This window comes from Mesorhizobium sp. B1-1-5, from assembly GCF_006443065.1.
In the GTDB taxonomy this organism is placed as follows: domain Bacteria; phylum Pseudomonadota; class Alphaproteobacteria; order Rhizobiales; family Rhizobiaceae; genus Mesorhizobium.
In genome coordinates, this window is the sequence record NZ_VFWS01000135.1 from 1 (window position 1) to 13916 (window position 13916).

Annotated in this window: 16 protein-coding genes; 7 read left to right on the top strand and 9 right to left on the bottom strand. The window is 61.6% G+C overall.

What is annotated here, in order from left to right; translation table 11 throughout:
* Positions 1-88: 88 nt before the first annotated feature.
* The 5 genes from FJ980_RS26150 to FJ980_RS26175 form a co-directional block, all read right to left on the bottom strand.
* Positions 89-1789 carry a phospholipase D-like domain-containing protein gene (locus FJ980_RS26150; RefSeq protein WP_140546577.1) on the bottom strand — a complete coding sequence of 567 codons (1701 nt, stop codon included), beginning with the start codon at positions 1787-1789 and terminating at the stop codon, positions 89-91.
* Between the two features lie 925 nt (positions 1790-2714).
* Positions 2715-3458, bottom strand: a complete 744-nt coding sequence (gene msrA, locus FJ980_RS26155; protein ID WP_140546578.1) for a peptide-methionine (S)-S-oxide reductase MsrA — start codon at positions 3456-3458, stop codon at positions 2715-2717.
* 232 nt (positions 3459-3690) lie between these two features.
* Positions 3691-4032 (bottom strand): hypothetical protein, encoded by a 342-nt coding sequence (locus FJ980_RS26165; protein WP_140546580.1) that lies wholly within the window; start codon positions 4030-4032, stop codon positions 3691-3693.
* An 85-nt stretch (positions 4033-4117) separates the two neighbouring features.
* Positions 4118-4810: a DUF1223 domain-containing protein gene (locus tag FJ980_RS26170; RefSeq protein ID WP_140546581.1), complete on the bottom strand. Its 693-nt coding sequence runs from the start codon at positions 4808-4810 to the stop codon at positions 4118-4120.
* 178 nt (positions 4811-4988) lie between these two features.
* On the bottom strand, positions 4989-5360 hold the full coding sequence (locus tag FJ980_RS26175; RefSeq protein ID WP_140546589.1) for a DUF559 domain-containing protein: 372 nt from the start codon (positions 5358-5360) through the stop codon (positions 4989-4991).
* A gap of 144 nt (positions 5361-5504) precedes the next feature.
* Between FJ980_RS26175 and lepA the strand changes: the two genes are divergently transcribed.
* The gene (gene lepA / locus FJ980_RS26180) at positions 5505-7310 is read left to right on the top strand and encodes a translation elongation factor 4 (RefSeq protein ID WP_095769428.1); all 1806 of its coding nucleotides are present in this window, start codon (positions 5505-5507) and stop codon (positions 7308-7310) included.
* Positions 7311-7319: 9 nt separating this feature from the next.
* Here lepA and FJ980_RS26185 read toward each other — a convergent pair whose 3' ends face one another.
* The 4 genes from FJ980_RS26185 to FJ980_RS26200 are packed head-to-tail and all read right to left on the bottom strand — an operon-like array spanning position 7320 to position 10424.
* The gene (locus FJ980_RS26185; protein WP_210243764.1) at positions 7320-8012 is read right to left on the bottom strand and encodes a hypothetical protein; all 693 of its coding nucleotides are present in this window, start codon (positions 8010-8012) and stop codon (positions 7320-7322) included.
* An 11-nt stretch (positions 8013-8023) separates the two neighbouring features.
* The gene (locus tag FJ980_RS26190) at positions 8024-9196 is read right to left on the bottom strand and encodes a hypothetical protein (protein ID WP_140546582.1); all 1173 of its coding nucleotides are present in this window, start codon (positions 9194-9196) and stop codon (positions 8024-8026) included.
* Entirely contained in the window at positions 9197-9841 is a 645-nt protein-coding gene (locus FJ980_RS26195) for an ATP-binding protein (RefSeq protein ID WP_140546583.1), read from the bottom strand.
* Positions 9842-9884: 43 nt separating this feature from the next.
* Positions 9885-10424, bottom strand: a complete 540-nt coding sequence (locus tag FJ980_RS26200; RefSeq protein WP_140546584.1) for a hypothetical protein — start codon at positions 10422-10424, stop codon at positions 9885-9887.
* Positions 10425-10623: 199 nt separating this feature from the next.
* On the opposite strand from FJ980_RS26200, the gene FJ980_RS34790 reads away from it, so the two are divergent.
* The 6 genes from FJ980_RS34790 to FJ980_RS26230 all read left to right on the top strand — a co-directional run bounded on the left by FJ980_RS34790 (position 10624) and on the right by FJ980_RS26230 (position 13834).
* Positions 10624-11136: a hypothetical protein gene (locus FJ980_RS34790; protein WP_181181308.1), complete on the top strand. Its 513-nt coding sequence runs from the start codon at positions 10624-10626 to the stop codon at positions 11134-11136.
* Positions 11133-11657, top strand: coding sequence for a hypothetical protein (locus FJ980_RS26210; RefSeq protein WP_140546585.1), 525 nt, complete (start codon positions 11133-11135; stop codon positions 11655-11657). Before FJ980_RS34790 ends, FJ980_RS26210 begins: the two co-directional genes overlap by 4 nt.
* A 238-nt stretch (positions 11658-11895) precedes the next feature.
* Entirely contained in the window at positions 11896-12243 is a 348-nt protein-coding gene (locus FJ980_RS26215) for a hypothetical protein (RefSeq protein WP_140546586.1), read from the top strand.
* Positions 12244-12372: 129 nt separating this feature from the next.
* On the top strand, positions 12373-12744 hold the full coding sequence (locus tag FJ980_RS26220; protein WP_140546587.1) for a DUF559 domain-containing protein: 372 nt from the start codon (positions 12373-12375) through the stop codon (positions 12742-12744).
* Between the two features lie 212 nt (positions 12745-12956).
* Positions 12957-13328 carry a hypothetical protein gene (locus tag FJ980_RS26225; protein WP_140546588.1) on the top strand — a complete coding sequence of 124 codons (372 nt, stop codon included), beginning with the start codon at positions 12957-12959 and terminating at the stop codon, positions 13326-13328.
* A gap of 134 nt (positions 13329-13462) precedes the next feature.
* Entirely contained in the window at positions 13463-13834 is a 372-nt protein-coding gene (locus FJ980_RS26230) for a DUF559 domain-containing protein (protein WP_140546592.1), read from the top strand.
* Positions 13835-13916 lie beyond the last annotated feature (82 nt).

Consider the following 13916-nt stretch of genomic DNA (forward strand, 5'->3'; position numbering starts at 1 on the left):
ATGACGAGGTTGGGAAGCTTCCGCCAATCGCCAGCGTTTGCACTGATTTCACGAAAAATGAGCGGCCAAAGTTCCCTGCGTCGAACAACTAACCCTGCGTCCAGAACGCGATCTCCTGCGCCTTGGTCCTGAGCTCGGTCTTCAGCCACTGGTCGTCGTCGTCGAGATAGCTCCACGGCGTCCTGCCTTGGGCCCGCATCTCGCGGATGTAGGAGCGGTAGCGGTAGTGGCTGTAGACCGACATCGCGTAGGTGGCATAGGCGGCGGCGAGCTTCCTGTGGCCCCGCACGATCACCAGGTTCTCGTCGTTCTTCTCGCTCGCCGGCGCCGAGAAATTGTGGCTGCCGGTCACCACCACGCAGTCGTTCGAATGCGGGTCGGTCACCAGGATCTTCGAGTGCACGATGGCGTGGCCGATCTGCGACAGGAAAATCCGCCGGTTGACCTCGGCGATCCATGGCCCGAGCGGCGCGTCGAGGCCCTGCGGCTGCGCCACCGCGTAGCGGTCGGGCGTGAATTTCCGGTCGCTGCTCACCAGATCGATGTCGAGGAAATTCTGCTCGGTGCCGCCCTCCTCCGCGCTCAGCGTTGAGACCACGCCGCGCACATACATGCCCTTTTCCCTGGCGCGCTGGCCGGCCAGCGTGTGCAGCCCCTGCTTGCCCGGCGTGAACATCAGGAAAAGCACCGCCTGTTTGGCTGAGGCGATGACGTCGCGCAGCGCCGCCATGTCGGCACCGTCGGAGGTGCGGGTGAACCACACCGTCGTCTTGGCTGTCCCGACCGTGAAGGTCTTGGGCGCATCGTTGTCCGCCATCAGGGCCGGCGTGAAATTGGCCGGGTCGGTCTTGGGCGGCGAGGCGTCCTTCAACAGGTCCCAATGCTTGCGGAAATGCGCCGCGACCGCCGCGTCCTCGATCAGCAAGCCGTTGTTGACCTGCGTGCACAGGCCGGTCGTGCTCCAGTTGGTGCTGCCGGTCCACGCCATCTTCGGCTCGCCGTCCTTGGACACGACGACGAATTTGTTGTGGCCGAGGCCTTTCGATTTCAGCATCCGGTCAATGGTCGCGATGCCGTGGTCGTTGAGGTTCTTGCGCGCATCCTTGTTGCCGTCGCCGCTTTTGTCGGAGCCATTGGCAAGGATGAGATGGAGCCGCGGCCCGAGCCCGATCAGCGCCGTCTCCAGCGTCGCGTCGCCGAGCTCGTAAAGCGCGGCATGCAGCTCGTCGCCGGCGACCTGCGTCAGCCCAACCATGCGCAGGCCGAGATCGCCTTCGAGGAAAGCGCGGAATTTTGCGTCGCCATTGGTCTGCAGGCTCTTCTTGAAGGCCGTGGGCGACAGCTTGTTCTTGGCCATGTAGCGGGCGACGAATTGCGACAGCACCAGGCCGCGGTTGAAGTAGCAGGAAAAGCCGCCGCCGGCGTCGGTGGCGAGTGTCGCCCAGTCCGTCCAGTCGCTCGACACGCCCTTGGTCAGCGGCTTGCCGGGGCCGGCGCTCATCATCGCGGTCACCCGGTAGCGCACGACATTGCCGACATCGGCCGCATGGTCGGTCCAGTTGAAGCGCTGGAACGGCCAGACGTCCGACGGCCTGTGGTCGCCCGATTGCGGCTTGTCCTTGGTGAAGCCGACGCGGTTCTCCACCGGCTCGATCCTCTCGCTCGCGCCGGCCTTGCGGCCGCGCTCGAGCAGAAAACCCCGGCACCCGGCGATGAAATCGCTGGGCGCCCAGGCGACGAAGGCGTCGTCGCCATTGGTGTAGACGGAGACTTTTATATCGATGGCCATCTGTCGTTCCTCCCCATCCGTCGTCGTTCCCGAAGCGCGGCCGGCATGCCCGGCCACCAACGCAGCCAACAAGAATCCGCCCCGGAAGCACGGCCCCGGATCAGCTGAAACAGAATTGTCGAAAGAGTGACGGCGATGATTATGTGGCGGCAGAAGATCGGATGTCAATGTTTTGCAGCATCAAGTATAATTCTATGAACTGCTTCACATTGTGTTTTATTTGCCAGCAAAACAAAGGCCCGAAAGTTCGGGCCGGCCTGGAGCAATCCCAGGAAAAGCGAGAGCGGCGAGGTTGCCATTTGTCGGGCAGGACGTTCACCGTTCCCCTTCGTGAAATCGGCGCAAACGCAGGCGATTGGCTGAAACCTCCCAACCTCGTCATTCCAGGGCGGAGCAAGGAGCGAAGCGACGCGCGCAGACCCTGGAATCCATTCCGTGACCTTGATCGAAGGGTGCTGCGGAGCAGAATTCTGCACCGTGAGCGGCGCTCGGACGTCACGGAATGGATCCTCGGGTCTGCGCGCGTCGCTGCGCTCCTTGCTCCGCCCGTGGATGACGAAGTCCGGGCCGTGTTGGCCAATCGCCAAGGCATGCCAGCCGCCCACGCGGACATATACCCCGACGACCGAAACCTCCCAGCCTCGTCATTCCAGGGCGGAGCAGCCGCGAAGCGGCGTCGCGCAGACCCTCGAATCCATGCCGCGACCCTTGCCGTAGGGTACAACGGAGCAGAATTCTGCACCGTTGCGGCGCCCATACGTCACGGAATGGATCCTCGGGTCTACGCGCGTCGCTTCGCTCCTTGCTCCGCCCGTGGATGACGATCGCGATGGGCGTTTCGGCCAATCGCCAAGGCATGCCACCCGCCCACGCGGACACAGACCCGACGATCGAAATCCCTGTGCTACGGAACGGGCCGATCTCGTCAGCTCTTGCTGGAGGCCAGCACCAGCGCCGGCTTCTCGCTGTAAAGCTTAGGGAACAGCGCCTTCAGATTCTCGATCTTGGGCAGGTCGTTGTAGACGATATAGGGATAGGTCGGGTTCAGCGTCAGGAAGTCCTGATGGTAATCCTCGGCCGGGTAGAAGGTCTTGCCGGTCTCCAGCGTGGTGACGATCGGCTTGCCGAACACCTTGGCCTTGTCGAGCTGGGCGATATAGCTCTGGGCGACCTTCTTCTGCTCGTCGTTCTCGGCGAAGATCGTCGAGCGGTATTGCGTGCCCTGGTCCGGCCCCTGGTAGTTCAACTGCGTCGGGTTATGCGCGACTGAGAAATAGACCTGCAGCAGCTGGCCGTAGGTGACCTTCGACGGGTCGTAGGTGATCTCGACGGATTCGGCGTGCCCCGTGCGGCCGGTGCCGACGACTTCATAGACGGCGTTGTCGGCGCTGCCGCCGGTATAGCCGGACACCGCCTTGCTGACGCCCTTGACGTGCTGGAACACGCCCTGCACGCCCCAGAAACAGCCGCCGGCGAAGATCGCCTTCTCGGTGCCGCTTGCCGCTTTCTCGTCCAAGGCCGGCGGCGGGATCACCACCGCGTCCTCGGCCGAGCGGGCCGGTGTCTGCCACAGAGCCGCTGCCGCAACGGCCGCGAGGCCGAGCACTGCCAACGTGCCGCGGGCGAAGAATGGCGATCGCCGCGCGGCCTTTGCCTTTATGCCGTTCATGTCCTGATCTCCTGTTGTTGCTTCATTATATACGAACGCAGCCGCGAAGCGGTTCTCACTTTGCCGTGCGGCTGTTCTTGTGAGCGGCGGCGCTCCCCCTCATCCGGCCCTTCGGGCCACCTTCTCCCCGAGGGGAGAAGACGTTGGCGCCGGCGTCGACAATCTCCTCTCCCCATTGGGGAGAGGTCAGCCGAGCGAAGCAGAGGCTGGGTGAGGGCAGTGCCAGGCTCACCTACTGAGCGGTGGTGTCCGCAGGCTTCATCGCATCCGTCACAGGCTTCATTGCATCTGCCGGCTTCATAGCGTCGGTGGCGGGCTTCATGGCGTCCGCCGGCTTCATGGCATCCGTTGCCGGTTTCATCGCCTCAGTGCTCATCGCGTCGGGCTTCATGGCATCGGCGGGCTTCATCGCGTCCGTCGCCGGCTTCATCGCGTCCGTCGGCTTCATGGCGTCGGTCGCCATCGCGTTGGCGGGCTTCATCGCATTGGCCGTGTCGTCGGCGCGGGCGCCGGCGACGAAGACGGATGCGGAAAGCGCGAAGGCCAGCGCCGGCAGCGTGAGGAACTTGGTCATAGGTAGTCTCCTTGGGTTTGGCGCGCGGAAGCGGGCCGGGTTATGCGTTGCCGCTGTCTACGGCCCCGCACGTAGGGGAAAAAGATCAGTTGGCGGCCGCGGCCAGGATGGGTCCGCCGCGCGCCGCCTGCACCAGCACCGCGGTGCTCAAGCCACCGGTGACTGCCGGTAGCGGCAGCGTCGTCGCCGTGCCGTTCCAGCTGCCGAGCTTGGTCAGCGCATGAACGACATTGGCATGCGGCAGCGTGCGGCCGGTGTTCTCGCCGCGCGCCACCGGCACCTCGACGACGCCTCTTGTGTAGCGCACCAGCCAGATGTCGGCGCCGCCGCCCGGCGCCTTGCCGGCGCCGATGCTGACCTTGCCCTGCCCAAGCGAAAGCTCCGGCCCCTGCGTGCGGCCGCCTTTGGCGATCAGGCTCTGGATCTCGCCCGGCGCGGCGCCCACGCCATCGCTTCTGCCGTTCACCACCACTTGCGGCGTGAACGGCCCGTCATGGCCGAGCGACGGCTCGTAGGTCACCTGGCGTTCCGTGAACTCCTTGCGGCCGAACGTGTCCTTCCAGCCGAGATAGTCCCAGTAGGTGACGTTGAACGACAGCGCCAGCACGCCGGGCTGGTCCTTGACCTTGATCAGGTTGGCGTTGGCCGGCGGGCAGGACGAGCAGCCCTGGCTGGTGAACAGCTCGACCACGGTGAGCGGCTGCGCGGTCGCCGCGCCCATCGTGGCCGCGAGCATCGCGCCGGCGAGCAGGACGGTCCTTGTTGTCGTTCCGGTCATGGGAAGCAGTCTCCGTTGCGGGGTCATGCTTCATTTCGTCGGGGTGGAGAGGTTCGTTACAGCTTCACCGGTTTGTGATTGGGGTGCATTTCCCTTCTCCCCTTGTGGGAGAAGGTGGATCGGCGCGCAGCGCCGAGACGGATGAGGGGTGCTCCAGCGGAGTGAGACCTCTACCCGCTCACCGCCACGGCTGCAGGCCGGGATCCTTCACATAGGCGATGATCGTATCGCAGACGCCGTCCAGATCCTTCAGCACATCATCATTCCAAAAGCGCAAGATCCGAAATCCTCTCGCCTTCAATTCAGCTCCGCGAGCCAAATCCGACTCCGAGTCCGCGTGCTGGCTACCATCCAGCTCGACGATGAGCCGCGCCTCGAGACAAGCGAAATCGGCGACGTATTTTCCAATGGGCACCTGCCGGCGAAACTTGATCCGATCGAGCCTGCGGTCGCGCAATTCCTGCCACAGCTTGTGCTCAGCCTCCGTCATGTCACGGCGGAGCGTTCGGGCAAAACTGCGCTTGGCTTGGGTGACAGGCTGGTGCGGCATTTGCGCCACATTAGCTGGCCGCTGAGTTCCGTCCAACACCCCTCATCCGTCTCGGCGCTGCGCGCCGATCCACCTTCTCCCACAAGGGGAGAAGGGAAGAGGCTGCGCTTGCCCCTCAACCCCGCCCCTGCTAAAGCGCGCCGCATGACCACCCCGCTCGACCACATCCGCAATTTCTCCATCGTCGCCCATATCGACCATGGCAAATCCACGCTTGCCGACCGGCTGATCCAGCTCACCGGCACGCTGGAGGAGCGCGACATGAAGGAGCAGGTGCTGGACTCGATGGATATCGAGCGCGAGCGCGGCATCACCATCAAGGCCCAGACCGTTCGGCTGAACTACCGCGCCAAGAACGGCGAGGACTATGTGCTGAACCTCATCGACACGCCCGGCCATGTCGACTTCGCCTATGAAGTGTCGCGTTCCTTGGCCGCCTGCGAGGGCTCGCTGCTGGTGGTCGATGCCTCCCAGGGCGTCGAGGCGCAGACGCTCGCCAATGTCTACCAGGCCATCGACAACAACCACGAGATCGTCGTGGTGCTGAACAAGGTCGACCTGCCGGCGGCCGAGCCCGAGCGCATCCGCGAGCAGGTCGAGGAAGTGATCGGACTCGACGCCTCCAATGCGGTGCTGATCTCGGCCAAGACCGGGCTTGGCGTGCCCGACGTGCTGGAGGCGATCGTCCATCAGCTGCCGCCGCCACGCGAGGGCGACATCGCGGCGCCCCTCAAGGCGATGCTGGTCGACAGCTGGTACGACGCCTATCTCGGCGTCATCGTTCTGGTGCGCATCATCGACGGCGTGATGAAGAAGGGCCAGACCATCCGCATGATGGGCACCGGCGCGAAATATCTCGTCGAGAGGACGGGCGTGTTCAAGCCGGCCCGCGTCAATGTCGACGAGCTCGGCCCCGGCGAGTTCGGCTTCTTCACCGGCTCGATCAAGGAAGTGGCCGACACCCGCGTCGGCGACACCATCACCGAGGACCGCCGCCCGACGCAAAAGGCGCTGCCCGGCTTCAAGCCGGCGCAGCCGGTGGTGTTCTGCGGCCTGTTTCCGGTCGACGCCGCCGATTTCGAGGATCTGCGCGCCGCCGTCGGCAAGTTGCGCCTCAACGACGCCAGCTTCTCATACGAGATGGAAACCAGCGCCGCGCTCGGCTTCGGCTATCGCTGCGGCTTCCTCGGCCTGCTGCATCTGGAGATCATCCAGGAGCGGCTGGAGCGCGAGTTCAACCTCGACCTCATCGCCACGGCGCCCTCCGTCGTCTACCGCCTGAACCTCAATGACGGCTCGGTGAAGGAACTGCACAACCCGGCCGACATGCCAGACGTGGTCAAGATCGCCTCGATCGAGGAGCCATGGATCCGCGCGACCATCCTGACCCCCGACGACTATCTCGGCGGCATCCTGAAACTCTGCCAGGACAGGCGCGGCATCCAGGCCGATCTCTCCTATGTGGGAAAGCGCGCCATGCTCACCTACGACCTGCCGCTCAACGAGGTGGTGTTCGATTTCTACGACCGGCTGAAGTCGATCTCCAAGGGCTACGCCTCCTTCGACTATCACCTGACCGATTATCGCGAGGGCGACCTGGTCAAGATGTCGATCCTGGTCAATGAGGAGCCGGTCGACGCGCTGTCGATGCTGGTGCACCGCACGGCGGCGGAAAAGCGCGGCCGCGCCATGTGCGAGAAGCTGAAGGAGCTGATCCCGCACCACCTGTTCAAGATCCCGATCCAGGCGGCAATAGGCGGCAAGGTCATCGCCCGCGAGACCATCTCGGCGCTGCGCAAGGACGTCACCGCCAAATGCTACGGCGGCGACGTGACCCGCAAGCGCAAGCTGCTCGACAAGCAGAAAGAGGGCAAGAAGCGGATGCGCCAGTTCGGCAAGGTGGATATTCCGCAGGAGGCGTTTATCCAGGCGCTGAAGATGGGGGATTGAGGGGTCAGACTACGTTTTTGAGTTTACTTCTGCCGCCGCCGTCGATTTGGCATGGTTGAATCGACCTTCCATCTCACGCCTATACTGCACCTGGTTTTCAGGCCAATCCAATTCCGCCCAATCAAGATGCTTTGCCGCCTCCAAGGAGACCGAGAACAATATGCCACGTCTAATTAAATTAGCGATTAAATAGGTGTAAGGCTCGTAATCTTCGTTGTAGTCTATAGCGTGCAAGCCCCAACACTGGTGAATAAACGGGTCTATTACCCCATATATGAAGCGTACCGTTTCACCGGCCGCATCAAAGCCGTCCGGAACTGAAAAGTGCTGAATGCAATTTCGAAACCGGCCGAATGCCTGAAAGCGGTGAACGTCAGGCATTCGAATGCCCGTCGTGGCCCACAAACGATCTGGCAAATCAGTGAACTGGTACGTTCTGCCGCTCTCCACCAGTTTCTGCAGGGAGAGCAGGCCACCGTCAGAAGGCGTCTTCGGCAAGTGGTCGAAGATGAGCAAGGGATGCTCCTGAGCGATACGAGCTTTTATGAGGATCTCGCATGCATGCGCTGCCTGTAGAACCGACAATTCATTCCAGTAGCGGTTCTCCATGCTATAGTAGTTTGCGTGCCAATTTGCATGGGCAAGAGCGCCAAGGCCCAGCCCAAGCATATGCTCCGGAACGATCTGTAAATCTTGCTCCAAGAAGAACCGCCTTAGTCCGCGACTACGAATGGTTGAACTTCAGCCTTGGCGGTGCGAAGCGCTTGGCCCATGCGGCGGCGTGCGTTCTGCATCGCGTCCATGTAGTCGTCGGCTGCAAGGCTTAAGCTTTCCGGCGAGTGGGCCTTGGCCATATCGTCTGCCGTCCATTCTCGATTCAGCTGTTTGGCGAGGGCAAAAATCACCGCTCTTCCTACTCGGGAGACGATCGTCCGCTCGGCGAGTTCATTTGCCATACGGCGCATAAACTCCAAATCAGGCGACGCCGCGTACTCAAGTTGTAGCTGTTCCTTCATCAGGTCGATCGAGGGATATTTCATATTGACGAAAAGTTGTCCGGCGCCAGAGTCTCGGTAGAATTTCGCTGCCTTTCCTTTCAGACCCTTTTCCTCGATCTGGCTATCATCGTGAAGAAGGACGATCTCTGGTGCCTTGTCCGCATTCAAAGATGACGTTGCTCGCTTCGCGCCGCTTGGAACGGCTAAAAGGCCATCGATCGGATATCGTTTTCCGCCAGATCCACTGTCCCCTGCCGTGTCCGGCACCGGTAAGGATTTTGAGCCGAGCCCTTGACCCAAATCGGCGTCAATTTTGCCGAGCAGGTCCAGTCGATGGGTGGGCCTCTTTACTCGTAGGCTATTTAGAAGCTGTTGCAACTCGTCTCGTATGTCGTCTGTACCGCCCGAGTCTGCTGGAGCGAATGAATGGATCACCTCTAGGAGCCACTCCGGCCGATTGTCTCGGACAACATCACTGAAATCCTGAACCTGTACCTGGCGCTGGTCACCGTCACGGTAACGCAAGAACTGGCGATAGGCCTCAGGACGAACCGCGGCCCCCTCGGGAAGTTCGATGTGTATAGAAATATGCTTAGCTCCAAACGGGACACCAAAAAGAGGCGCGTCGAGCGTCCATTGGCGGCTACGTTTTAGATCGTACAGCTCATTTTTGTATACGATGGCGCACGTGCTGACGTCCGAAGTAATTGCGCCGCTAACAGATCGATTGTGGCTAGTCCCGGCCAACGGCGGATCATAAAAATAATGGACCGTAACACCCGAGGTTGTCTCGACAGTCTCCGCGTTTCCCATTGGAAATGCACGCTCGGGGATAGTTTTGAACGTTCTTGTTCCGTCAAGCTTATGCGTTCCAGGCAGGAAACGCACCTACAGCCCCGGAGGCAACCGATAGAAGCGATAGTACAAATAATCAGCAAGCCATTGCCCTGGCGTGATTGGATTTCCATCGTAGGGGTCTCGAACAGTGTTCTGATTTGCGCTGTTGCCAAACAGAACGACCTCAGTCCAATCAAAGCTAAGGTCGGCTCCATCAGCTAGTACCACATCAGTTACGTCAAAAACCTCCTCGAGGTGGCCTTCGTCGTTTGGACGCCGTAGTCGACCGTAAATTCCGCCGCGCTCACCGAGGATGACCTCGCTAACTACGCCTTTTGCGTTGGAACGGTAGCGGAGCCCGTAACGGTTAGAAGGTAGGGAGGCAACCTTAGCCCCCATTCCAAAATTTTCGTCCAAACCTTTATTCTTTCCGATGGATGCCGAAATGTCGCAAATGCGATGCAATTCGTCACTCGACATTCCAGGGCCAGTATTCCAAATACTCAGTTTCTGCGTGTCGCCAATGTCCAAAGCTCGGATTTCAATTGCTTGCGATCCGGATGGAGCTTGAGTTGCAGCCTCAACTGCATTCATGAAAAGCTCCCTGATCATCATCGTTTTTGGGCAACGTTCGATGGTAGTTGCGACAAGGAAGGGCTCATCAGCTATATGAAGGGCGGCAACATCTCTGGACATGCGTTTCCTCGCTAGAACCTGATACTTCTTGAAGGTGATCTGGCTATTTCGTTATAGACAGCTTACCGGTTTGTCCAGGAAACGATGCTTTTGGATTGTTCTGCCAAATGAAGGAAACCTCTACCGTCAAGCCTATTTGTTTAGCTATATGGTAAGCAGCCTTCCAGGCTCCGTTCGCGTCCTGCCCTTGGATTGAAATCCCTGCCTCTTTTATATATTTGTAGCCGCTGTCGTCTTTTACGCCAACGATGTTGTTCACGATGACAAGATCACTCACTTCCTTGGGAGAAAGGCCGCTTTTCGCGGCCGCTTTAATGCAGGCGAAAAGAGCAGAATTCCAATAGGTCTCTTTGGGCGGGTACTTCTTGTTCGCGACAACAACGGAGCGCACGGTCGTAAAGGAAAGGTTCGGCGGCGCTGAGGGGTCAAATCCGCCTGGTTTGCTAGACGGTGACGGTGCGATCTTATTGCCCTCCAAGGCATCAAGCGCCTTGTTGATAACGGTTTCGATAGTGTCGACCAAAGGCACAGCATGGGCCTGCAGGCGTGCGAAGGTTTCTGGGCTAATCTGAACGGTCTGCATTTGTATCTCCTATAGCCGTATAGCGCTATAGGACTTAGATGTAAAGTACGTACGAGTTCAGGGATATGCTGCTATAGTGATTTGCCGCTGTATCGCGTTGCGAGCCCAAGCAGTTGCTCATTTAGCTTTGCGCGGTCCCCACCCTTCAAGAACCTTACTCGCTGCGCTATCCTCTCCCCAGCTTGGGGAGACACACCACATGCGCTCCACTCTCGATCTTGTCGCCGCGATCGGCCTCGCCATCGGCGGCGCTTTTGGCTTGGCGGGCACCTTCGTTGCGAGCGACGCGCTGCGCGAAACGGTCTGGACCATCGATGGCGTCGGCATCGTCGTCGCCACCGCGCTACTCACGATGAAATACCAGCGGCTCGGCAATGATCTCGTCGCGGCGGGCTTCCTCACCTTCCTCGCCGGCGAAAGCCTGCTTCTGGCCGGCAATGCGGCGGGCCTGCAGGCCAGCGTGCCGTCCTATGCCGGCGGCATTGCGCTGTGGGCGGCGGGGCTGGTCATGGTCAGCGCGAAAGCCACATTCGCGCTGTGGATGCGGCTCACGGCGTCCGTCGCCGCTGTGCTGTTTGCCGTCTCGGTCGTCATGATCCTGTGGGGCGCGCCGCTTTTGCCCACATCGGCGCCGCTGCCGGCGCTCGGCTATCCGTTCCTGGTGCTGACCTTCATCGGCTGGATCTGGACTTTGCTGAAGCCGGTGCGTTGAGCGCGAAGGCGATGGCCGCGCCGCTCGAACTCCGCAACAGCCCGTCGGGAAAGATCTTGCCCGCCATCGGACCGTTCCTGCTTGGCGGCATTTTCGGCTTCGGCGCGCTGCAGGGCGTCGCCTCGGGCGCCAATGGCGGGCATGTGCTGTGGATCGCGCTGCTCGGCGCCGCCTGCCTGGGGCTCGGCGTCTTCATCGCCCGCGGCGCCTTCGACACTTCGGTCAAGGTGACGCTGAACAGCCAAGGTTTCCGCGATGCCCGCGCCGGCGACGTGCTGGTGCCATGGAGCAAGGTGCGGAGCGTGCGGCTTGCTGCCGGCGGCAAGGGCGCGGCGATGCTTAATTTCGAGCTCACCGAGGAGCCGCCCGACGCAATCCGCTATTCCTCCGCCAACGCCTTCGGCCTGATGCCCTTCGGCCGGAACATCGTGCATATGGAGATCTCCTCGCTCGACGTGCGGGGAGAGGAGATGGTCGAGGCGGTGAAGACATTCGCGCCGCATGTGGCGGTGAGGCGCTGACTTTCCCTTCTCCCCCTGTGGGAGAAGGTGGCCGCGAAGCGGCCGGATGAGGGGTGTTGGAAGGAATGAGGCATCGGCGATTGGGTACAATGCGGCGTTTGCAGCGAACGGCCTTGCCAAGCTGGAGCACCCCTCATCCGTCTCGGCGCTGTGCGCCGAGCCACCTTCCCCCACAAGGGGGGAAGGAGAGGTCGCGCCGCTTCCGCTCCCGTGCTCTACTTGCCCAGGGGACCTCGCCATGATTCGCGCTCTGCTCGCCTTCTTTCTCCTCAGCACCCCGGCCTTCGCCGCCGACATGTCGGTCTTCGTGCGCAACCAGCGTTCGGACGGCGTCGCGGTCGAACTGTTCAGCCGCGACAGCCAAAAAGTCTGGCCGGGCGACGACAAGGTGTTCCTCATCCGCCCGAAGGCGCGAAAGTCCGTGCCGATCTCCTGCGAGCCGGGCGAGCACATCTGCTGGGGCGCCTGGGTGAATGGCGACGATTCCGTCACCGCCGGCGTCGGCCCCGACAACGACCAGCCCTGCGACACCTGCTGCTTCATCTGCACCGAGCATTCGACCGAGACGGTGGACCTGGCCGAGTAGCGTGGCGCCTTCCCCTTCTCCCCTTGTGGGAGAAGGTGGCTCGGCGCGCAGCGCCGAGACGGATGAGGGGTGCTCCAGCGGAGTGAGGCGCCGACTGTTCAAGTCCACAACATTGGCTAATCTTCGGCCATGCCGCACCAACCCGTAACCCCGGCCAAACGCAATTTCGCTCGGTCGATGCGCCGTGAGCCGACAGAGGCGGAAGACCGCTTGTGGCACGAATTGCGCGGCCGGCGACTCGACAATATCAAGTTCAAGCGGCAGGTGCCGATCGGCCGCTTCGTGGCGGATTTCGTTTGCGCCGAGGCCAGACTCATCGTGGAAATCGACGGCAGCCAGCACGCGGAATCGGATCGCGACCAGGAGCGCGACGCCGAACTGAAGGCAAGGGGATTTCGCGTGCTGCGGTTCTGGAACGACGATGTCCTGAAAGAGCTGGGTGCGGTCTGCGATACCATTATTGCGTATGTGAAAGATAAGAGTTTGCAGCCCTGGCGTTGATGCCACCGGGCGTCTTCGCCAAGCTGGAGCACCCCTCATCCGTCTCGGCGCTGCGCGCCGAGCCACCTTCTCCCACAAGGGGAGAAGGGGAAGTCGCGCCAATCGCCCCAAATTCCGTCAGCCATTTTTCGCCGCCGCCCCTTGGCATACGCGCCCGCCATGTCATCATCCGGCCATCGGCCGCAGGGGCCGATTCTACCTCGGGGGTTCTCATGTCTTCCACCTTTGCGCGCCGCGTAGCCGCCGCGCTTTCGCTTGTCGTCCTCATCGCGCCCGCCGCTCAGGCCGGCGACGTCACCTTCCAGATCAAGAACAATCATCCCAACGCCATGCGCGTCGAGCTCTACAGCCAGGACCGCGACTATGTCTGGCCGGGCGAGGGCAAGGATTTCTATCTAGACGACGGCGAGACCAAGCAATTGCCGATCTCGTGCAACGAGGGCGAGAAGATCTGCTACGGCGCCTGGGTGGACGGCGACGAGGGGACTTATTGGGGCGTCGGGCCCAACAACAAGGAGACATGCGAGGACTGCTGCTACACCTGCAGCGGCGGCCAGACCGAGGAGATCGATCTGGAGGAGTGAGCGGGGCGCCTCACCTTCTCCCCTTGTGGGAGAAGGTGGCTCGGCGCGCAGCGCCGAGACGGATGAGGGGTGTTCCAGCGGAGTGAGGCGCCGGGTGTTTGAGCTATCGCCAGGACCGATTATTCTGCTCCGCCATGCCCCACCAACCCGTAACCCCGGCCAAACGAAATTTCGCTCGGTCCATGCGCCGCGAGCCCACAGAGGCGGAAGAGCGTCTGTGGCACGAATTGCGCGACCGCCGCCTGGACAACATCAAGTTCAAGCGGCAGGTGCCGATGGGCCGATACGTGGCCGACTTTGTCTTCGCCGCGGCCAAGCTCATCGTCGAAATCGACGGCAGCCAGCACGCGGAATCGCGCCATGACCAGGAGCGCGACACCGAATTGAAGGCAAGGGGATTTCGCGTGCTGCGGTTCTGGAACGACGATGTCCTGAAAGAGCTGGGTGCGGTCTGCGATACCATTATTGCGTATGTGAACGATAAGAGTTTGCAGCCCTGGCGGTGATGCCGCCGGGCGTCTTCGCCAAGCTGGAGCACCCCTCATCCGTCTCGGCGCTGCGCGCCGAGCCACCTTCTCCCACAAGGGG